A 20,505-nucleotide genomic window follows, 5' to 3' on the forward strand; every position below is an offset into this window, starting at 1 on the left:
TTCGTCTGCCCTGCGGCCACGTCGCCGCTGGCCAGCGCGATCTTCATCCATTACATAGCGGGCTTGGAGATCACGCAATGGCTGTAGCCGATACACGAAAGACGATCGTTCTCACCGGCGCCAGCCGCGGGATCGGGCATGCCACCGTCAAGCGCTTTTCGCGCGAGGGCTGGCGGGTCATCACCTGTTCGCGCCAGGCCTTTGCCGAGGATTGCCCGTGGCCGGCTGGGCCTGAAGACCACATCAAGGTTGACCTCGCCGACCAGGAAGACGTTGGCATTGCCGTATCCGAAATCCGCCACCGGCTCGAGGCCCATGGCGGGCAGCTTCATGCGCTGGTCAACAATGCCGGCATCTCGCCCAAGCTGAAAGACGGCAGCCGCATGAACTCCATCGATACGCCGATGCATGTCTGGCGCGATGTCTTTCAGGTCAATTTCTTCGCGCCGATCATGTTGGCGCGCGGCCTGTTTAGGGAACTGGCGGCGGCCAAGGGTTCGATCGTCAATGTCACCTCGATTGCCGGTACACGCGTGCACCCCTTCGCGGGAACGTCCTACGCCACGTCGAAGGCCGCGCTTGGCTCGCTGACGCGTGAGATGGCGCATGATTTCGGCCCGCACGGCATTCGTGTCAATGCCATCGCACCGGGCGAAATCGACACGGCGATCCTGTCGCCCGGCACCGAGAAGATCGTCGAGACGATCCCGTTGCGCCGGCTCGGCTCGACATCGGAAATCGCCGACATCATCTTCTTTCTGTGCTCGACGCAGGCGTCTTACGTGACCGGCTCGGAAATCCACATCAATGGCGGCCAGCACGTCTGACCGCCATCGCTAACCGCAATTAATCCTTCGGCTTGTCCTCGGCAACCGGCTCTTCGCCGGTCTGGATTTCATCCGTTTTGGCGTCGTCGCTCGGCTTAAAACCCTTCAACTCGGTCAAAGGACTATCCGACGTCAGGGGTCCGGCGAGCGGCGGGCGCGGATCGTCCTTGGTCGAGTCCTTCACGACCTGCTCGACGATGCCGCGCGCGACCTCGCGCTCGCCCATGATGACGACATCGGCACCCAATCCGGTCAGATGATCGACCTCGGCGTCGGAGTGCGCGCGTGAGATGATCCGGATTTCCGGATTTGCGGCGCGAGCGCGCAGGATGATCTGGCCGGCTTCGAAAGCGTTGGGAATGGCCAGAATAAGCCGTGTTGCACCAGCGGCATTGGCCGAAGCGAAGACGTTGCTGTTTGCAGCATTGCCTGCAACGGTTTCGATGCCCTCGGCGTGGAGCTTGGCCAGTGTCTTGTCCGCATCCTCGATGACAAGGAACGGCAGGCCCGCCTCCTTCAGGGATTTGCCGACAAGGCTGCCGACACGGCCGTAGCCGATCAGGATCGTATGGTCGGTAAGCTTGGTTGCGGGCGGCAGATCCGCATCCGCCTTGGCTGAAACTGGCGCAGCAGTGGCAACGACACCGGGTTCCGTCGCCGGACCAATCGGCTTGGTTTCAGGTGCAGCTGGAGTCTTGCCGGAACGTTTTTCGAGCCAGGGTTTCAGTCTTTCCACGCCGGCAAAGACCAGCGGGTTCAGCACGATGGACAGGATCGCGCCGGCCAGGATCAGGTCTCGTCCTTGCTCAGGCAGGAGGTCCAGCCCGACGCCAAGTTCGGCAAGGATGAAGGAGAACTCGCCTATCTGCGCCAGGCTTGCCGAGATTATGAGCGCCGTTGCGATCGGATAGCCGAAAGCGATGACGATGAGGTAGGCGGCCACCGACTTGCCGATGACGATGATGAACAGCGTCGCCAGAATGGGCCAGGTGTTTTCGATCAGGCTGGCCGGGTCGAACAGCATGCCGACCGAAACGAAGAACAGGACCGAGAAAGCGTCGCGCAGCGGCAGCGACTCTTCGGCTGCCTGATGGCTGAGTTCGGATTCGCTCATGATCATGCCGGCGAAGAACGCGCCGAGCGCCAGCGAGACGCCGAACAGCTTTGCCGCACCGAAGGCAACGCCCAGCGCGATGGCCAGAACCGCAAGCCGGAACAGTTCGCGCGAGCCGGTATGGGCGACGTAGTGCAGGATCCAGGGAATGACCCGGCGTCCGACGATGACCATGACCAGCACGAAGGCCGCGACCTTGGCCAGCGTCACGCCGACCACGCCCCACAGGCCCAGATCGAACCGCAGTGAAAGAAGGCTGCTGGCGTGTTCAGGCGCCTGTTCCTGCCCGCCCAGCACGCCTGCAAGCGCTGGCAGCAACACCAGCGCCAGAACCATCGCCAGATCCTCGACGATGAGCCAGCCGACGGCGATGCGCCCGCGCTCCGTCTCGATCATGCGCCGTTCCTGCAGCGCACGCAGCAGAACGACGGTACTGGCGACAGACAGCGCCAGACCGAAAACCAAACCGGCACCGAGCGTCCATCCCATCAGCCACGAAAGTGCCGCGCCGAGCGCCGTTGCGAAAGCAATCTGCACGATTGCGCCGGGCACCGCTATGGCGCGGACGGAGAGAAGGTCTTTCAGTGAAAAATGCAGGCCGACACCGAACATCAGCAGGATGACGCCAATTTCGGCGAGTTCCAGCGCCAGGCTCTGATCGGCGACGAAGCCGGGTGTATTTGGCCCGACCAAGACGCCCGCGATCAGGTAGCCGACCAAAGGCGGGATGCGAAATCGATTTGCCAATGCGCCGAAAACAAATGCCAGCCCCAGACCGGCGACGATAGTTGCGATGAGGGGCGTGTCATGCGGCATTGTTCGGGGGGCGCCTTCCAAAAAAATTGAACAAAATGGGGGTGGGGCGGCGAAAGCCACTCCGATACCAATATGGGTGAGCGGATGCCTTTCTCGCAACCCCACAAGTCCATGAATCTTCTCTGAAATCGAACTTTTCGATGAAAATGAAGGACAGGCTGCGCTGGGGTGAAAAGCATGTTGGAATCTTGGAGCGGTTCGAAGAACCAACCACACCGTCGCGACGGCTCTCTAAATTCTATAAAAAAGGTAGAATTTAGAATGTTGCCATTTCATTTGTTGGCGGAGGTACGCCAGATCCTGTGCCTTCTGGCGTGGTCCCGTTGGAAAAAATCTTCCGGAAAATCGAGCACTCAAGATTGATTTTCCAATATCCGCCGGAGATGACCGCGGTGTGAGCACGAAGCTTGCCGAGCAGCAAAATCTTCGCCGCCGGCGATGCCGCCCGAAAGCCGAGGATTATTTTTCTTTCGATCTGCAGGTTGGCAGAAAAGAGATTGCTTCTGTCGAATGGCCGCGCGAGTGCATTCCTTCTGAATTTCGGGCCTGAGCGCTAAATATCTTAGGCACAATTCAGGAACCCCGCTCACCATGTCGCAGCCGTCTGCCAAGCTCAACGCGTTCCCCGTTTTCATGCGGGTCGAGGGCGAAGCTGTGGTCATCGTCGGCGGCGGTGACGAAGCACTGGCCAAGGCGCGCTTGCTAGGCCAGTCGAGCGCGAGGCTGGTGATCGTTTCGGATCATGTCGAGCCGGAACTGGCCGACTGGATGGTCGCCAACAATGCCGAGCACATAAACGCGCTCTACGATCCCGCTTATCTCGACGGCGCGGTTCTTGTCTTTGCCGCCACGGGCGATGCAGGGCAGGACCGGCTGATTTCGGACGATGCGCGTCGTCTTGGCATTCCGGTCAACGCCGTCGACCGCCCGGAGCTTTGCGATTTCTTTACACCCGCTCTTGTCAACCGCGCACCGCTTGCGGTGGCGATCGGCACGGAAGGCGCCGGGCCTGTGCTTGCCCAGATGGTGCGCTCGAAGATCGACCGCATGCTGTCGCCGTCGCTTGGTTCGCTGGCGGTGCTGGCTGCTTCTTTTCGCGAGGGTGCTGAAAAGCTTCTGCCGAAAGGCAGCCCGCGTCGCCGCTTCTGGAATGAATTCTTTTCAGGGGCACCGGCGCGCGCTCTCGAAAACGGACAGCCTGAGGAAGCGCGAGAAGTTGCCTCGGCATTGCTCCGCCGTCAGGAGCCAACCGAAGGCCACATCGCGCTGGTTGGTGCCGGCCCCGGTGCCGAAGATTTGCTGACGCTGCGCGCGCATCGCCACCTGATGGAAGCCGACGTTATCGTCTACGACGCGCTGGTTCCGGAAGCAGTGATCGCTATGGGTCGCCGCGACGCCGAGCGCCTGCCGGTCGGCAAGCGCAAGGGCTGCCATTCCAAGTCGCAGGCCGAGATCAACGATCTGCTGGTCAGTCTCGGCCGTGAGGGCAAACGCGTCGTGCGGCTGAAGTCCGGCGATCCGCTTGTGTTCGGCCGCGCCGGCGAGGAGATGCAGGCCCTGCGCGACGCCGGAATCTCCTATGAGGTCGTTCCGGGCGTCACCGCCGCCTTTGCCGCCGCCGCCGATTTCGAACTGCCGCTGACGCTGCGCGGTGTCACCTCGTCGATGGTCTTCACCACCGGTCACGATCTCAAGGGCAAGTCCCTGCCGGATTGGGCGAAGCTTGCTATCTCCGGCGCTACCGTTGCCGTCTATATGGGCCGCTCGGTCGCAGCCGATGTTGCTTCGCGGCTGATTGCAGCCGGGCTTTCGCCCGACACCGCCGTTGCCGTGGTGGAAAATGCCAGCCTCACCAGCCGCCGCAAATTTCACGGCACGCTGGCCGATCTGCCGTCACTGGAAGATCGCACCGATCTGACCGGGCCGGTCATGACCATCATCGGCGATGCCGTTGCTGGCGCCAATTTCGACAAATCTGAACCGCTCGCCGCCCAGCGCCACATCGGCGCGGCCGCAAGAACCGGGGAGACCGTAGCATGAAGATACTCACCGCAAATCGCCTGACCGACGGCGAGGCCGTGTGGTTCTCGACCGACCATCGCTGGGCCGAGACGATCGATCATTCCGAGATCGCCAGCGACAAGGCGGGCGAGGAGAGGCTTGAAGCCATCGGTCATGCCGGCCTCGCCAACAATGAGGTGGTCGATGTCAATCTCATCGACGTGCAGTTGATCGACGGCGAAATCCGCCCGACACGCCTGCGCGAGCAGATCAGGGCCGCCGGCCCGACAAACCGCAACGATCTTGGCAAGCAGGCACGCCCGGCGGTTTCCCGCGCGGCATGATGGAACGGGCCGACGGGCCCTGAAAGACGAAGACGATGTATCGCTACGACGAGTTCGACCACGATTTCGTAAAAGCCCGGGTCGCCGAGTTCACCGACCAGGTGGAACGGCGTTTGGCCGGGGAGATCACCGAGGACCAGTTCCGGCCGTTGCGGCTGATGAACGGCGTCTATCTTCAGCTCCACGCCTATATGCTGCGCGTCGCGATCCCCTATGGCACGCTGAATTCGCGCCAATTGCGCATGCTCGCCCACATCGCGCGCAAATACGACAAGGGCTACGGCCACTTCACCACGCGCCAGAACATCCAATACAACTGGCCGGCGCTGTCCGACATGCCGGCGATCCTTGCCGATCTGGCAAGCGTCGAGATGCATGCGATCCAGACCTCGGGCAACTGCATTCGCAACGTGACGGCCGACCACTTCGCCGCTGCTGCCGCCGACGAGGTCGCCGATCCGCGCCCCTATGCGGAAATCCTGCGCCAATGGTCCTCGGTGCATCCGGAATTCTCTTATCTGCCGCGCAAGTTCAAGATCGCGGTGACGGGTGCCGAGCGTGATCGCGCTGCCATCCAGGTGCATGATATCGGCCTGCATCTGAAGAAGAACGAGAAGGGCGAACTCGGCTTTGCCGTCTATGTCGGCGGCGGGCAGGGCCGCACGCCGATGATCGCCAAGAAGATCCGTGACTTCCTGCCGGAAGAGCATCTGCTGTCCTACACGACGGCGATCCTGCGCGTTTACAACCTCAACGGCCGCCGCGACAACAAATACAAGGCGCGCATCAAGATCCTCGTCCGCGAGACCGGCGTCGAGGAACTGACGCGCCAGGTCGAGGCCGAGTGGGAAGCGCTGAAGGACGGCGAACTCAAGCTGCCGGAAGCTGATGTCCGCGCCATCGAGGCCTATTTCGCTCCGCCGGCGCTCGTTGCGCGCCCGGAAGGCGACGAGGCGGTGAAGACCGCGCGCCTCGACAGCCGCAGCTTCGGCGAATGGCTTGACCAGAACGTTCTGACCCATAAGAACCCGGATTATGCTGCCGTTACGATCTCGCTTAAAGGCATCGGCGAGGCTCCGGGCGATGCGACCGACAGCCAGATGGAAGCCGTTGCCGACATCGCCGAAAAATATGCCTTCGACGAGTTGCGTGTTAGCCATGAGCAGAACCTGATCCTGCCGCATGTCGCCCGCGCCGACTTGAAGGCCGTCTACGATGCGCTGGTCGAGATCGATCTGGCGACCGCCAACTCGAATCTTATCACCGATATCATCGCCTGCCCGGGCCTCGACTATTGCGCGCTTGCCAACGCCCGTTCGATCCCGGTCGCGCAGGAGATTTCGCGGCGCTTCGCCTCGCTGGAACGCCAGCGCGACATCGGTGAGCTGAAGCTCAAGATTTCCGGTTGCATCAACGCCTGCGGCCATCACCATGTCGGCCATATCGGCATCCTCGGCGTCGAGAAGAAGGGCGCGGAGCTCTATCAGGTGACGCTTGGCGGCTCGGGTGACGAGCACACCTCGATCGGCGAGATCGTCGGCCGTGGCTTCGGCCCGGAGGAGATCACCGACGCTATCGAAACGGTGGTGGACACCTATCTGCGCATACGGAACGACCGGACTGAGAAGTTCATCGACGCCTATCGCCGTGTCGGTGCCGCGCCGTTCAAGGAGGCGCTCTATGGCAGCGAAGCCAAGGCCGCTTGACGCGGAAGCCACGGCTGCCTCGCTTGAAAGGCTCTATGGCGAACTGACCCCGCTGGAGATCATCGAGCATTCGGTGATCGACCATTTTGCGCGCGGCGTTGCGGCGGTGTCGTCGTTCGGCGCGGATTCGGCAGTGCTTCTGCACATGATTGCCGCTGTCGACCGCACCGTTCCGATCATCTTCTTGGATACAGGCAAGCATTTCGGCGAGACGCTGGACTATCGCGACGCCCTGGTTGCCGACTTCGGCTTGACCGACGTGCGCATCATCACGCCGGAGCAGGCAGCGCTCGACAGTCATGACCCTACCGGGCTGCTTCACCAGACGGACACCGAGGCCTGTTGCGCCATCCGCAAGGTTGAGCCGATGGCGCGGGGTGTCGAGCCTTTCCGGGCCTGGTTCACCGGGCGCAAGCGGTTCCAGGCGGCGACCCGGCAGGCGCTGCCCGCCTTCGAGGCCGTCGGCCCGCGCATCCGCATCAACCCGCTGGCACGCTGGACCACCAGCGATCTGGCCGACTACATGCGCAGCCACAAACTGCGCGAGAATCCGCTCGTCGCCTATGGCTATCTGTCGATCGGCTGCTTTCCCTGCACGCAGCCCGTCAAGCCTGGGGAGGATGCGCGCAGTGGCCGCTGGGCTGGACAGGCAAAAACCGAATGTGGCATTCATTTGCCTGGCCTCGACCAGACGCTGAACAATTCTTCGCTTTAGGAACCGCCTGAATGACCGAAACCAACGCGCAACCGCGCCTGTGGACGCCTGAAGGCTTTCGCGAGGAAGAATGGACCCATGCCGAAGGTGCGGAAGCGCTGTCGGGCAACGGCCGCTTCATCCTGCCGCTTCAGGCCTTTCTCGATCTCGATCCGGAAGTGCGCAAATCAGCCAGGGAGCGCCTTGGCGTGCTTCTACAGCCCGGCGATGCCGTCGAGGCGATCGTCGATCTGCTCGACCAGCTTTCATTGGTGGCGCTGGCTTTTCCGGCCTTCACCGATGGCCGCAGCTTTTCCAAGGCCGAGCTGCTCAGAAGCCGCCATCAGTTCGAAGGCGCTGTCCGCGCCACCGGTCAGGTGCTGATCGACCAGCTGCCGCATATGCTGCGGCTTGGCTTCAATGAATTCGAGGTGTCGCACCCGACTCTGATCGCGCGGCTCGAAGCCGGGCAGACAGGCGGCATCCCGCTTTACTATCAGCCGACTGCAAAGCCGGCCGAAAAGGGCCCCAAATATTCCTGGCGGCGCGTGCCTGCTAACTGACGCTGCGGTAGTCCTTCGCGGTCTTTACAACCTTGATGATTAGGCATTCTCTTTCGTCGCCGGACGGAAACATCCGCCGGATGCGAGGGAGAACACCATGGGCTTTGACTATGTTATCGCCGGCGGCGGCTCCGCTGGCGCGACGCTTGCGGCGCGATTGAGCGAAAACCCGTCGATCAAGGTATGCCTCATCGAGGCAGGTGGTGCCGGCAACGACATTCTCGTTCGCGCCCCTGCCGGCATCGTTGCCCTGCTGCCCGGAAGGCCGAAGATCAACAACTGGGCATTCGAGACCGTGCCGCAGGAAGGGCTTGGCGGACGCAAGGGCTATCAGCCGCGCGGCAAGGCGCTTGGCGGCTCAAGTGCCATCAATGCCATGCTCTACATTCGCGGGCATCGCCGCGACTACGACGAATGGGCCGAGCTTGGCTGCGACGGCTGGTCCTGGGACGAAGTGCTTCCCTATTTTCGGCGCTCCGAAGGCAATGAGCGGGGCACCGATGCCTTGCACGGCGGCGACGGCCCGCTCAAAGTGTCGGAGCAGCGCTCGCCACGCCCGATCACCAGCGCCTTCATCGAAGCCTGCGCCGAGAACCAGATTCGCACCAATGAGGATTTCAACGGTGCCGAGCAGGAGGGCGCCGGCGTTTTTCAGGTAACGCAGTTCGCCGGTGGCGCCCGCAATGGCGAACGCTGCTCGGCGGCGGCGGCCTATTTGCATCCGGCCATGGACCGGCCCAATCTCACGGTCATCACGCACGCCCATGCGACCGGCATCGTGTTCGACGGCAAGCGCGCCACCGGTCTTCGCTATCGCGTCAAAGGCCGCGAGGAAGTCGCCTCGGCAAGGCGGGAAGTCATTCTTTCAGCCGGGGCCTTCGGTTCGCCGCAGCTTCTGCTTCTGTCCGGTGTCGGACCGGCCAACGAACTCGCCCTTCACGGCATAAAGACGGTCCACGAATTGCCCGGCGTCGGCAGGAACCTGCAGGACCATCTCGATTTCGTCATCGGCTGGCGGTCGCGGGAAACCGACATGCTCGGCTTGAGCCCTCGCGGCGCAGTGAGTTTTATCCGGCACATGCTGCAATGGCGTCGTGACGGAACCGGCATGATCGCCTCTCCCGGCGCAGAAGGCGGCGCATTCCTTAAGTCGGATCCCTCACTGGATCGGCCTGACCTGCAATTGCAGTTCGTCGTCGCGCTGGTCGAAAACCATGCCCGCACGCTGCATTACGGCTTTGGTTTCTCCTGCCATGTCTGTGTCCTCAGGCCGCATTCGCGCGGTGAGGTCGGGCTGGCCAGCGTCGATCCAACGGCCGCGCCGCGCATCGATCCGCGTTTCCTATCGGATGAGCGCGATGCAGCGCTTCTCCTCAAGGGCACCAGGATGATGCAGAAAATCCTCGGATCGCCTGCGCTCGCGCGATACCGGCACAGGCCGCTCCATGCGGGCGATAACGATGACGATGCCGATCTGATGCGGCAGATCAGAAGCCGAGCCGACACTATCTATCATCCGGTCGGAACGTGCCGCATGGGGAAGGGCGACATGGCGGTGGTCGATTCGCAATTGCGGGTGCGCGGCCTCCAGGGCCTGCGTGTCGTCGATGCCTCAGTGATGCCGACGCTCATCGGCGGTAACACCAATGCGCCGACCATCATGATTGCGGAGAAAGCGGCAGACATGATCAAGGCCGGCGTCTGATTGGCCTTACCACCTGAGTTTACTTCCAGCCACCTAGGTCGAATGAGCAAAAGGATCGCCCACTTTCTCGCGTATTGGTCCGACCAGTTCGGCGATTTGGGCTTTTCCTTTCGCCACTCGCGTCTTAAGATGTCTGCATTATTTCGAGCAACGAAATAAATCGATGGCACAGGGAGGAAACCAATGCCGGGCAAGAAGATATTGATGCTGGTCGGAGAGTTCTCCGAGGAATACGAAATCTTTGTTTTCGAGCAGGCGATGCATGCGGTCGGCCACACGGTGCATGTCGTGTGCCCCGACAAGAAAGCCGGTGAGGCGATAAAGACTTCGCTTCACGATTTCGAAGGCAACCAGACCTACACCGAAAAACTCGGCCACGATTACATTCTCAACAAGACGTTTTCGGAAGTGAAGCTCGACGAATACGACGCGGTCTATGCCGCCGGTGGCCGCGGCCCGGAATATATCCGCATCGACAAGCGCGTGCAGGCGATGGTCCGGCATTTCCACGAAACCGGAAAGCCGATTTTCACGATCTGCCACGGTGTGCAGATACTGATTGCCGTGGACGGCGTCGTGCGCGGCAGGGAGGTGGCGGCGCTGCAGTATTGTGAGCCGGAAGTGACCCTGGCCGGCGGCATCTATATCGACGTCGCGCCGAATGGCGCGCATGTCGATGGCAATCTCGTGTCAGCCAAGGGCTGGCCGGGGCTCGCAGCCTTCATGCGCGAATGTCTGAAAGTTCTCGGGAGCGAAGTCACCCATGGCAAGACCATGATGCGCGAGACGCGGCAAGCGGCTTGAACGGGTTCTGATTCCAAGGCCGCTGCGTGTAATCCGCGGCGGCCTTTTGCCTTGCTGTCTCAGGCGATCGCGCGCGCTTCCCGGAAGGAAATCAGCTTCTTCCGGTTCTCGTCCCAGAGCACCAGTTTCACGCAGCGAAAGCTTTCCATGATCGTGATGCGTCCAACGTTTTGCAGTTCCGGAAAATCCCGCAGCACCTCGGGAAGCCGGTAGCACGGCACTTTGCTGGACAGATGATGGACATGGTGGATGCCGATATTGCCGGTCAGCCAGCGCAAGACGCGCGGCAGGTCGTAATGCGACGAGCCATGCAGCGCGGCGTATTGGAATTCCCAGTCCTGGCCTTCAGACCAGTGGGTGTCCTCGAACTGGTGCTGGACGTAGAACAGCCATATGCCTGCAGCGCCCGCCAATACGACGATAGGCAGATGCACGATCAGGAACGGCACGATGCCGATAAGCCAGATCAGGCCCACCGATAGGGCGGCGATCGCGAAATTGGTCGCCATGGTCGAAACCCAGGGCAGCATGCCGGCGCGCATCATGCCGAAGGGCAGCCGCTGCTTGAACAGGAAAAGCCAGATGGGGCCGATACCGAACATCACGATCGGATGGCGGTATAGGCGGTAGGCGAGACGGCCTCTTGGCGAAAGGGCACGATATTCGGCAACGGTCAGCGTCGTTATGTCGCCGACGCCGCGCTCGTCCAGGTTGCCGGCAGTGGCATGATGCGCGGCATGCGCGCGGCGCCAGTAGTCATAGGGCGTGAGCGTCAGGACACCGATCGCCCGGCCTGTCCAGTCGTCCGAGGAGCGATGGGCGAAGAAGGAGCCGTGCCCGCAATCATGCTGGATCATGAAGAGCCGAAGCAGGAAACCGGCGGCCGGAACGATGAAAATAAGGCCCCACCAATGGCCATAATGCACAGCGGCCCAGGAAAGCGCCCACAAACCGGCGAAAGGAACAACAGTTATGGCAAGTTCAAGCGCACTTCGGCCCCGGTTGGGTTTTCGGTAGCGTGCGAGAATTTTCAGCCAGGCGCGTTCGCCGGAGCGAGTGTGGAGATCGGGGGCAATGTTCATCGGCGACCATAGACAGGCCACCGCGCCGGTTGCAAGAAGTTTAAGTGGCGCGCGATGACCCTAGCGGCGGCGTGTCGCGGTGCTGGCCAGCACCTCTGCCCGCTCCAGCTTGCCCAAGAGATCACGCAGCTTACGCGGAGCCTCCTGTTCAGGTGCAAACGCCGGCAGGGACCGCACGAACCTTTTCACCGGTTCGGTTCCAAGCTGGCGTCTGATCTCCAAAGCTAAGGCGCTGTATTTTTCATTGTCACTGCGGGGCATCGTCCCAATACCTTTTGTTGGGTGAAGAACTCCCTGTGCGTTGGAATGGTTCCTCCATCGATGGTCTTATGCAACCGCCGTTGGTCTTTAGGGTAAAGGTTTAATTAAAATGGAATCAATTGACGACTGACTTGGAATATCCGGCGAAACCGCTTCCAGGGTGTCGTCCAACCGCCTTACCCCTTGATTTTTGCCCGTCAAACCTCGATATCGGGCCCAACTTCCGAACCTATGAGAATGACGGGACATGGCGATGAACGAGCAGGAAAAACAAGAACGCGCGCCCGAAGAGAACGAGGCCCTCGAGGCTGCTGCCGAAGCGCGCGACGCTGCCAATGAGGGCGACTATGAAGCGCTTGTCCGGCTGATGAAGGAAAATGAAGAGCTCAAGGAGCGGGCTCTGCGGATTGCAGCTGACATGGAGAACCTGCGCCGGCGCACCGCGCGCGACGTGCAGGATGCGCGAGCCTATTCCGTGGCCAACTTCGCGCGCGACATGCTGTCGGTTTCGGACAACCTCAATCGCGCGCTGGAAGCCATTCCGGCAGAGGCAAAAGCTGCTGGAGACGCGGGCTTCATGGCCTTGATCGAAGGCGTCGAGATGACCGAGCGCGCCATGCTGTCGGCTCTCGAACGCCACGGCGTGAAGAAACTGGAGCCGCAGGGCGCCAAGTTCGACCCGCATTTCCATCAGGCGATGTTCGAGGTGCCGAACCCCGACGTGCCGGCCAACACTGTGGTTCAGGTCGTGCAGCCGGGCTATTCGATCGGCGAGCGCGTACTGCGCCCCGCCATGGTCGGTGTTGCCAAGGGTGGTCCCAAGCAGGCGGCGCCGGCCGAAGCTTCGACCGCAACCGGTTCGGCGGACGGGCAGGCTGAGCCCGGTCCCATCAACGAGCAGGCCGAAAAGGACGCCTGATCCTAGCCTTCGACGGGGCGCGCCGCCTTAGAACATTAAGTCGGCGCGGACGTTGCATGGCGTTTCGGGATCGACCATGCTCCGGCAAAATATTGGCGGCGGTGGCGATGAACCCGATTCTGCTTCTCGACTATGCCGGCGTGGCTGTCTTCGCGGCCACCGGCGCGCTCGCAGCATCCCGCAAGCAGCTCGATATCATCGGTTTTCTCTTCCTGGCGAGTGTCACCGGCATAGGCGGTGGCACGTTCCGCGACCTGATACTCGGCGCGCCCGTCTTCTGGGTCCGCAATCCCGATTATGTGCTGATCTGCGCCGTCATAGCGGTTCTCATCTTCTTCACCGCGCACTTGGTCGAATCCCGCTACAAGCTCCTGCTCTGGTTGGATGCGCTCGGCCTGTCCGCCTATTCGGCGATGGGAGCCGCCAAGGGGATGGCAATTACCGGCTCTCCGACTGTCGCAGTCGTCACCGGCATGCTCACGGCAACGCTCGGTGGCATCCTGCGCGATCTTCTTGCCGGTGAACCATCAGTACTTTTGCGCCCGGAAATCTACGTGACGGCGGCGATGGCGGGAGCGGCTGTGTTCACGCTTGCCGATGTGGTGGGTGCGCCACTGCCCGTCTCTGCGCTGGCAGCGTTTGCGACCGCCTTCATCGTGCGGGCAGGGGCACTCAAATTTGGCTGGGCCTTCCCTGCCTACAAAAGCCGTCCCGGACGCCGCCCGGAAGACATTCCCTGATCAAGCCGTCACGGGTGATCAGGCAGCGAAGCGCTGGCCCTCGCCGCCGTAATAATTGACGTAGCGGGCGCTGATTTCCTTCACCGGCATGACGATGAAAACGTCGACGGTGCCGAAATCCTCATCGATCACGCAACCATCGCCGATCCGGGCTCCGATCCGCAGATAGCCCTTGATCAGCGGCGGCATGGCAGCGATTGCCGATTTGATGTTGATCGCCTCGGCAGGCATCAGGTCCATGTCGCAATAGCGGCTGGGAATGGCTCGCACATCCCAGGCGCTGCTGGTCCTGCAATTGTGAGCCAGATAGGATAGTGCTTCGCTGTGGGCCGCAGGCACCGTGCCGTGGAACGAAGCGCAACCGGCCATCACGCCGACGTCATAGTGATTGATGTAGGCCCAGATGCCTTGCCAGAGCACCTCTATGGTGCGCTTGGAGCGATATTCGGGCAGCACGCAGGAGCGCCCGAGTTCAAGAAAACGCTGGCCGGGATGGCGGGCAATGAGCTTTTTCAGTTCGAATTCGTCTTCCGAATAGAAGCCGCCGGCAGCAACGGCACTTTCCTGTCTCAACAGCCGGTAGGTTCCGACGATACGGCTATGGGCGGGGCCAGCAAGCGACATGTCGAGCACCAGGAGGTGATCGCAAATCGCGTCGAAACGGTCGGCATCACGCCTGTCCAGCGAATGCGCAAGGCTCTGCTTGGCGCCGAGTTCGTCGTAGAAAACGCGATAACGCACTTCCTGCGCAGCGGCTATTTCCGCCGGATCGCGCGCAAGGCGAACTTCGAGATTGCCTATTCGGCCCAAGGCTTCGCTTCGAAAAACGTCATCGGCCAGCCGCGCGATGATCGCGGCGCCATTGGCGTTCAGAAATGTATCCCGCTCCGGCAACGCTGTCTGCACGGGTGATTCTCCTTCGAGCCATCCCACATGTGCGGGATAAAGGGGGAGTGCAACAGGATTGTGACTGTAGCTTGAACCATTCTCCAGGGCAATCATTGCCGTGCGTTCAGAAACAGCAAAGCCGGCTAAGTGATTGTGTTGGTGTGGCCAAATCCCGACGCGGTCAGACTGCGGCGTGTTCGCTCACCGCCTGTACCAATGCCGCCGGATCGAGAGGCTTTGTGACGAAGCCGCTGGCGCCATGGGCCAGAACCGCATGACGGGTTTTTTCCTGGCTATCCGCCGAAAGCACCATGATCGGCACCGGCGTCGTTCCGGTTTCCTCTTCATGGCGGCGGATAGCGGCGATCGCGTCGAGCCCGTCCATGACGGGCATATGAAGGTCCATCAATACCGCGTCGTAGCGTCGTTTTCGTGTGCTGCCGGTCACTGCTTCGACGGCGGCCTTGCCATTTCCCACCACATCGACGCGATGGCCGGCCTTCAGCAAGGCGGCGCGCGCCAGCATGGCGTTGATATCATTGTCCTCGGCGATCAGGATGGACAGTCCTATCTGACGCTTGTTTCCCGGTTTGGACGGCGCCCGGCGTTTCGGGGCCTCCACTGTCTGAAGTGCGCCCGAGCCGGCAGTCAGCAGAACGCGCAGCAACGTTTCACCGCGAACGGGGCGCGCGAGGAATGTCGAATAGCCGCTGCTTCTGAAATCGCCGAGCATGCCGCGATCGGTCGGTGCAATCAGCGTGACGGCCTGGCAGGTATCAAAACCGGCCTGACGCAACCGCCTGAGCAAGCGCCCGTCGTTCCTCTCGAGTGCGGCATCGATCAGCAGCGTGTCGCAGCCCTTGGCCAGCGCGATCGCCTGCGATTGTGTCTCCGCGATCTCGACCATGCCGCCATGCGCCCTGATCGAGCGGGCGATGGCCTCGGCCTCCGCCCGATTTGACGACAGGATGACGGCCCGGCGTCCGGTGAGAACCATGCCGCGAATATTACCGCCGTCGATTGCGTCGGCAGCCGGAATGGCGAAGGAAAACTCCGATCCCTTGCCGTAGCTGCTTTCGACCGAAATCGTCCCGCCCATCGACTGCACGATGCGCTTGGAGATCGCCAGCCCCAGTCCTGCACCGCCATGGGTTCGCGTGGAAGTGCCGTCGGCCTGCTCGAACTCGTCGAAAATGCGCTCGAGGTCGCCTTTGCGAAGGCCCTGGCCGCTGTCTGCAATCGAGAAGCGGATCATGTCGGAATTCTCGTCGGTCACCCGCGTGACGACGACGAGGACGCCGCCCGCATCGGTGAATTTGATCGCATTGCCGATGAGATTGAGCAGCACCTGACGAACCCGGCCTGGATCGGCGGTGATCATCTGCGGCACTTCCGGTGCGACATGACACCCCAGCCCGATGTTCTTTGCGAATGCGCGGGAAGCCAGCAGTTCGACGACATTGTCGGCAATCTCGCGCGGAGATGTCGGCTGCGGTTCCGGGTCAAACCGCCCGGCCTCGATCTTCGAGTAATCGAGCAGGTCCTCGATCAGCGCCAGCAGCGCGCTGGCCGACGTGGAGACAGCGCCGACATAGGTTCGCTGTTCCGGCGTAAGCCCCGTATCGGCAAGCAGCTTGGCCATGCCCATGATGCCGTTCATCGGCGTTCGGATTTCGTGGCTGACGGTCGCCAGAAACCGGGACTTGGCCTGGCTGGCATATTCAGCGCGCTCGCGTGCGTTGATGAGTGCCGTCTCGGCGCGTTTGCGGGCGGTGATATCGCGTGCGATAGCCCGGTGGGATACGGTGCCGGTTTCCTTGTCGCGGACCGAAAGCTCGATCCACGAAAACCAGCGCGGTCCGCCCGGCGCGCGAATGGCGACATCGGTCGAACTCAGGCATTCACCGTCGGAGAAGGCCGCATCCGGCACGATGCCGACCTCGATGCCGAGCTCCGAAAGCGTGCAGCCGGAGATTTTACGCAGATCCGATCCGATCAGTTCGGCGAAAACCTTGTTGGCGTAGACGATGTGGCCCTCGCGATCGCGGTGGACGACGAGATCACCGAGAGCGTCGATAAGCCCATGAAAGCGCTCCTCGCTTTCCTGAAGCTCCCACATCCGGTCGGCGAGGGTCTCGATTTCGGCGCGGCTGCGCGCCGTGCTTTCCCGGATCAGCGAGACCGCCCTGCGTTCGTTGCGAAAAGCCCTGGTGAGGATGGCGAGGCCAACGGCACCGGTGACGAGAAGTCCGGCGCTGATGAAATCCGACGCGCCCTCCAGCTTGGCGAGTGCCGCGAATACGAGCACGACGGCGAGCGTCGTATAGATCAGCAAACGGGAAGCGCGCCGCGGTAGTTCCGGGGCGATCGGCGGCGATACGATCTGCCGCCGCCGCAACGCCTGCGACGGTTCGGTTTCCGCGCCGCGCTCGATGCTTCGCAATTCGGTTTCGACGGAATCCACGCTCATGCTTCGACCGTAGACGGGAAGCCTTAGGGAAGCTTTGGGCGGATCGTTCTAATTTTAGCGGTCGCCGCGAAAATACGCGTATTGCGCGAAATCAGTCACTCGACGGTGGCGCCGATTTCATACGCCGCCAACTGAAAAACTCGTCGATCAGAACCAGCCCTGCACCCACGGTGATGAAGGCATCGGCAAGGTTGAAGATCGCGAACGACCAGACCGGCGTGTGGAACAATATGTAGTCGATGACATGACCATAAACGGTGCGGTCGATGAGGTTTCCGATTGCCCCGCCGATAATCAGCGCAAAGCCGATTCTTGCCAGAACCTGGCCCGGTCCGGTCCGAAATGCCAGATAGAGTACGAAGGCGACCACCGCCAGCGAAAGCAGGATCAGCCCCTTGTCCCCGATCGACGAAAACATCGAGAAGGCAACGCCGGTGTTGTAGGTGCGGTAGAGCGCCAGGAAAGGAAGAATGTTGATCTGGTCGTGCATGAAAAGCTCGGTTTCGACCAGAAACTTGATCCACTGGTCAAACGCCACGGCGACGGCGGTGAGCAAGCCGTAGGGTGCCAAGGATTTCCAGGTCACGCATTGCCCTCCGCGCCGAGTGTCAGCGCGCCGCGCCTGATTTCAAAAAGCATGACCCCGGTGGCCACAGCCAGATTGAGCGAATCCGCGCGGCCGGCCTGCGGTATGCGCAGCAGTCGGTCGCAGCTTTCCGCCAGATTGTCGGGAAGGCCCTGCTGTTCGTTGCCCATCAGCAAGAGAACGGGACGGCCGGAAAAATCGACCGAACGATAGTCCACCGCGCCTTTGAGATGCGTGCCGGCGACAAGGCCGGGAAACCCTTTGCGCCAGGCCAGAAATGCCTCGGTCGTGGCGCGCGCCACAGGGACGGCGAAGACCGAGCCCATGGTGGCGCGGACTGTTTCGACGGAGAAGGGGTCGGTCGTCTCTCCGACCAGGATGATGCCCTTGGCGCCGACGGCGTCCACCGTGCGGATCACCGTGCCGAGATTGCCGGGATCGCGCACGCGATCCAGCGCCACCCAGACGTCGCCATCCCTGGGGCGAACGTCCTTGAGTGGCAGGTAGCGCTGTGAAAATACGCCAACGACCATCTGCGGATTGTCGCGCCGGGTGATTGCCGAAAGCACTTTTTCGGAGACTTCCAGAACGGTCCCGCCGGCAGCTACCGTGCGCGCCGCGACCTTCTCGATCGTCGGGTTGCCGAGCCCGGCCTTGGCGAACACCAGCGTCTTGATCGACCAGCCGAGATCGAGCGCGTCGATGACGAGCTTCAGGCCCTCGGCCATGAAGGCATTCTGCTGGTCGCGGAATTTCTTCAGCGCCAGCGCCTTGATGTCCTTCACCAAGGGGTTGGCCAGGCTGGTGACTTCCTTGACCTGACCCGGCGCGCCGGTGCGATGCTCGCTCATGAAGCCACCCAGCGCGAAAACAGTGATGTCGACAATGCCCGGCCTGCTGCCTTTTCGCGAATGATCAATTCGCCGGATTCGATGGTGCCGCCCATGCCGGCGAAGGTGTCGCGCATCAGTGCGTGGATTGCGAAGAACGAGGCGCGGATGGAATAGGCCGTCAGCACCACGGCCAGCGGTTTCGGCGTCAGGATGGACCGACAGATATCGGTCAAGGCCGGCAAATCCTCGAACAACTGCCAGACTTCGCCCTTGGGCCCACGCCCATAAGCCGGCGGGTCGAACAGGATGATGTCGTAGCCATTGCCTCGGCGTTCTTCGCGCTCGGCGAATTTCATCGCGTCTTCGCAGATCCAGCGGATCGGCTTTTCGCCCAGACCGGCCATGAGCTGGTTTTCGCGTGCCCAGCCGATCGCCTTTTTCGAGGCGTCGACATGGGTGACTTCCGCGCCGGCGCGCGCTGCAACCAGCGAAGCGAGGCCGGTATAGCCGAACAGATTGAGCACCTTGACCGGGCGTCCGGCGTTGCGGATCAGGCTTGCCATATGGTCCCAGTGTGAGGCCTGTTCTGGAAAGACGCCGACATGGCGAAACGAGGTGAAGCGGCCGAGATAGGAAATGCCGTCATGGCTCATCGGCCAGGTTTCACCGAGCGGCGTCTTGGGAAAGCGCCAGCGGCCCATGCCTTCTTCGTCTGTATCGCCGGTGAAGACGGCGTCAACGTTGGCCCATTCCTTCGCTGGAAGCGCCTTCTGCCAGATCGCCTGGCCTTCGGGGCGGACGATGCGATAAGGGCCGTATTGCTCCAGCTTTTCGCCTTCGCCGCTGTCGAGCAGCGCGTAGTCGGCGTTGGGAGACACTTCCAGAATAACCGGCAGCCGTTCGGCCGGCAGTGCGCCTTCGCGGCGCTTCAGCACGCGGGGTGCTGCCTTCGGCTCGGGAGCAGGCTTGGCGTCGGGAGCGTCAGGGCCGCGCCGTGGCGCGACCGGGCGCTCGCTCCGGCCGGCCTGCGGCGAAGAGCGATCGGCCTGCGGGCGTTTGTCGCGGCGTTTGTCACGCGAAGGTTTCATGCACACTCCAGATGCGGCAGCCGCGCTTCTGCCACAGCATCCGGCGCATCGCAAGAAATGGCGTCCGCTCAGCCCTTGCTGCGCTCATAAACCGCGATTCCCGCCGCCAGGTCTTCCAGCGCGGCCCCCACCGACTTGAACAGCGTGATTTCATCGGCGGTTTCGCGACCGCGCTTCTGGTCTCGGGCAAGTTCGTGCAGGTCGGCCACGATGTCTTCTGCCTTCAGGACGCCCGATGCCAGTGGTTGGACGATATCGCCGGCCTCCTTGGTCGCGCCGGCACGGGTATCGACATAGACGCGGGCACGGCGAATGGCGTCGTCGTCGCTCTCGCGCATGGTTGGCGTAAATCCGCCGACCAGATCGACATGCGTGCCGGGCTTCAGCAACGCGCCCTTGATCAAGGGAGTCGTCGAGATCGTCGCCGAGGAAACGATGTCGGCCCAACCCAGATCGGCATCCAGGTCGGCACTCGCCGCAGCATCAATGCCTTCAGCGCGCAAATCTGCTGCAACCTTTTCGGCATTGGCGGGCGTGCGATTCCAGATCCTGACCTGCTTGATCGGCCGAACCGCCGCATGCGCCTTGGCCAGGAATGGCGCCAGCGCGCCGGCGCCGACGATCAGTAGCTTCGACGCATCCTGGCGGGCGAGATAGCTGGCGGCCAGCGCGGAAGCGCAGGCCGTGCGCCATTGCGTCAGGCGCTGCCCGTCGATCAGCGCCTGCGGTTCGCCGGTCGTGCCGTCGAGAAGCAGGTAAAGCCCCATCACCGCCGGCTTGGCGATTGCGTTGTTGTCAGGCGAAACGGTGACGATCTTCACGCCGATATGGCCGCCGTCGGAAACGCCCCCGGCATTGAAGTCGCTCCAGGCCGGCATCAGAAGCAGTGTGGAGGCCGCACCTGTCGGGCGCTCCACCGTGTGGTGATGACGCACCGGCTGGATCGCGCCGTCATGAAAGACCTTGCGCAGTGTTTCCACAAGTCCGGAAAAGGTGAGGGCGCGGTCGACATCGCCCGCCGAAATCATCTGCATTGCTGGTCCTTGCGTGGTGGGTCTGCGACG

General features: G+C 62.1%; 19 protein-coding genes. 11 read left to right on the forward strand and 8 right to left on the reverse strand.

Going from position 1 to position 20,505, the window contains the following annotated elements:
• Nucleotides 1-77: 77 nt before the first annotated feature.
• Nucleotides 78-827 (forward strand): SDR family NAD(P)-dependent oxidoreductase, encoded by a 750-nt coding sequence (locus BM413_RS20795; protein WP_091916508.1) that lies wholly within the window; start codon nucleotides 78-80, stop codon nucleotides 825-827.
• Nucleotides 828-846: 19 nt separating this feature from the next.
• Here BM413_RS20795 and BM413_RS20800 read toward each other — a convergent pair whose 3' ends face one another.
• Nucleotides 847-2,757 (reverse strand): cation:proton antiporter domain-containing protein, encoded by a 1,911-nt coding sequence (locus tag BM413_RS20800; RefSeq protein WP_091916509.1) that lies wholly within the window; start codon nucleotides 2,755-2,757, stop codon nucleotides 847-849.
• A 394-nt stretch (nucleotides 2,758-3,151) separates the two neighbouring features.
• Here BM413_RS20800 and BM413_RS33190 point away from each other — a divergent pair, with 394 nt between their 5' ends.
• From BM413_RS33190 to BM413_RS20835, 8 genes are all read left to right on the forward strand, one after another.
• Nucleotides 3,152-3,307: a hypothetical protein gene (locus BM413_RS33190; RefSeq protein WP_175544381.1), complete on the forward strand. Its 156-nt coding sequence runs from the start codon at nucleotides 3,152-3,154 to the stop codon at nucleotides 3,305-3,307.
• A 41-nt stretch (nucleotides 3,308-3,348) separates the two neighbouring features.
• Nucleotides 3,349-4,797, forward strand: a complete 1,449-nt coding sequence (gene cysG / locus BM413_RS20805) for a siroheme synthase CysG (RefSeq protein WP_091916510.1) — start codon at nucleotides 3,349-3,351, stop codon at nucleotides 4,795-4,797.
• Nucleotides 4,794-5,102 carry a DUF2849 domain-containing protein gene (locus BM413_RS20810; protein WP_091916512.1) on the forward strand — a complete coding sequence of 103 codons (309 nt, stop codon included), beginning with the start codon at nucleotides 4,794-4,796 and terminating at the stop codon, nucleotides 5,100-5,102. Before cysG ends, BM413_RS20810 begins: the two co-directional genes overlap by 4 nt.
• Before the next feature lie 35 nt (nucleotides 5,103-5,137).
• A complete protein-coding gene (locus BM413_RS20815; protein ID WP_091916514.1) occupies nucleotides 5,138-6,808 on the forward strand; it encodes a nitrite/sulfite reductase in 1,671 nt (556 codons plus the stop codon).
• Nucleotides 6,783-7,523, forward strand: coding sequence for a phosphoadenylyl-sulfate reductase (locus BM413_RS20820; protein ID WP_091916516.1), 741 nt, complete (start codon nucleotides 6,783-6,785; stop codon nucleotides 7,521-7,523). Before BM413_RS20815 ends, BM413_RS20820 begins: the two co-directional genes overlap by 26 nt.
• Nucleotides 7,524-7,534: 11 nt before the next feature.
• Entirely contained in the window at nucleotides 7,535-8,065 is a 531-nt protein-coding gene (locus BM413_RS20825) for a DUF934 domain-containing protein (RefSeq protein ID WP_091916518.1), read from the forward strand.
• Between the two features lie 97 nt (nucleotides 8,066-8,162).
• Nucleotides 8,163-9,770 carry a GMC family oxidoreductase gene (locus BM413_RS20830; protein WP_091916520.1) on the forward strand — a complete coding sequence of 536 codons (1,608 nt, stop codon included), beginning with the start codon at nucleotides 8,163-8,165 and terminating at the stop codon, nucleotides 9,768-9,770.
• Nucleotides 9,771-9,953: 183 nt separating this feature from the next.
• Entirely contained in the window at nucleotides 9,954-10,574 is a 621-nt protein-coding gene (locus BM413_RS20835) for a DJ-1/PfpI family protein (protein WP_091916522.1), read from the forward strand.
• Between the two features lie 59 nt (nucleotides 10,575-10,633).
• Here the strand turns inward: BM413_RS20835 and BM413_RS20840 are convergent, their stop codons facing one another.
• Nucleotides 10,634-11,656 (reverse strand): fatty acid desaturase, encoded by a 1,023-nt coding sequence (locus tag BM413_RS20840; RefSeq protein WP_091916524.1) that lies wholly within the window; start codon nucleotides 11,654-11,656, stop codon nucleotides 10,634-10,636.
• Between the two features lie 514 nt (nucleotides 11,657-12,170).
• On the opposite strand from BM413_RS20840, the gene grpE reads away from it, so the two are divergent.
• Both grpE and BM413_RS20855 read left to right on the forward strand, forming a co-directional pair.
• Complete coding sequence (gene grpE / locus BM413_RS20850) at nucleotides 12,171-12,836, forward strand: nucleotide exchange factor GrpE (RefSeq protein WP_091916620.1); 666 nt, start codon at nucleotides 12,171-12,173, stop codon at nucleotides 12,834-12,836.
• 107 nt (nucleotides 12,837-12,943) lie between these two features.
• Nucleotides 12,944-13,576: a trimeric intracellular cation channel family protein gene (locus BM413_RS20855; RefSeq protein ID WP_091916526.1), complete on the forward strand. Its 633-nt coding sequence runs from the start codon at nucleotides 12,944-12,946 to the stop codon at nucleotides 13,574-13,576.
• 18 nt (nucleotides 13,577-13,594) lie between these two features.
• On the opposite strand, the gene BM413_RS20860 is transcribed toward BM413_RS20855, so the two are convergent.
• From BM413_RS20860 to BM413_RS20885, 6 genes are all read right to left on the reverse strand, one after another.
• On the reverse strand, nucleotides 13,595-14,428 hold the full coding sequence (locus BM413_RS20860; RefSeq protein ID WP_244537948.1) for a l-ornithine N(alpha)-acyltransferase: 834 nt from the start codon (nucleotides 14,426-14,428) through the stop codon (nucleotides 13,595-13,597).
• Between the two features lie 217 nt (nucleotides 14,429-14,645).
• Complete coding sequence (locus BM413_RS20865) at nucleotides 14,646-16,934, reverse strand: response regulator (protein ID WP_091916528.1); 2,289 nt, start codon at nucleotides 16,932-16,934, stop codon at nucleotides 14,646-14,648.
• Between the two features lie 91 nt (nucleotides 16,935-17,025).
• Entirely contained in the window at nucleotides 17,026-17,520 is a 495-nt protein-coding gene (gene lspA, locus BM413_RS20870) for a signal peptidase II (RefSeq protein ID WP_091916529.1), read from the reverse strand.
• Nucleotides 17,517-18,371: a TrmH family RNA methyltransferase gene (locus BM413_RS20875; RefSeq protein ID WP_091916530.1), complete on the reverse strand. Its 855-nt coding sequence runs from the start codon at nucleotides 18,369-18,371 to the stop codon at nucleotides 17,517-17,519. Before BM413_RS20875 ends, lspA begins: the two co-directional genes overlap by 4 nt.
• The gene (locus tag BM413_RS20880) at nucleotides 18,368-19,441 is read right to left on the reverse strand and encodes an RsmD family RNA methyltransferase (RefSeq protein ID WP_091916531.1); all 1,074 of its coding nucleotides are present in this window, start codon (nucleotides 19,439-19,441) and stop codon (nucleotides 18,368-18,370) included. Before BM413_RS20880 ends, BM413_RS20875 begins: the two co-directional genes overlap by 4 nt.
• A gap of 68 nt (nucleotides 19,442-19,509) precedes the next feature.
• Nucleotides 19,510-20,475: a bifunctional Delta(1)-pyrroline-2-carboxylate/Delta(1)-piperideine-2-carboxylate reductase gene (locus BM413_RS20885; protein ID WP_091916532.1), complete on the reverse strand. Its 966-nt coding sequence runs from the start codon at nucleotides 20,473-20,475 to the stop codon at nucleotides 19,510-19,512.
• Between the last annotated feature and the right edge of the window lie 30 nt (nucleotides 20,476-20,505).

The organism is Mesorhizobium sp. YR577 (assembly GCF_900116595.1).
GTDB lineage: Bacteria > Pseudomonadota > Alphaproteobacteria > Rhizobiales > Rhizobiaceae > Mesorhizobium_M.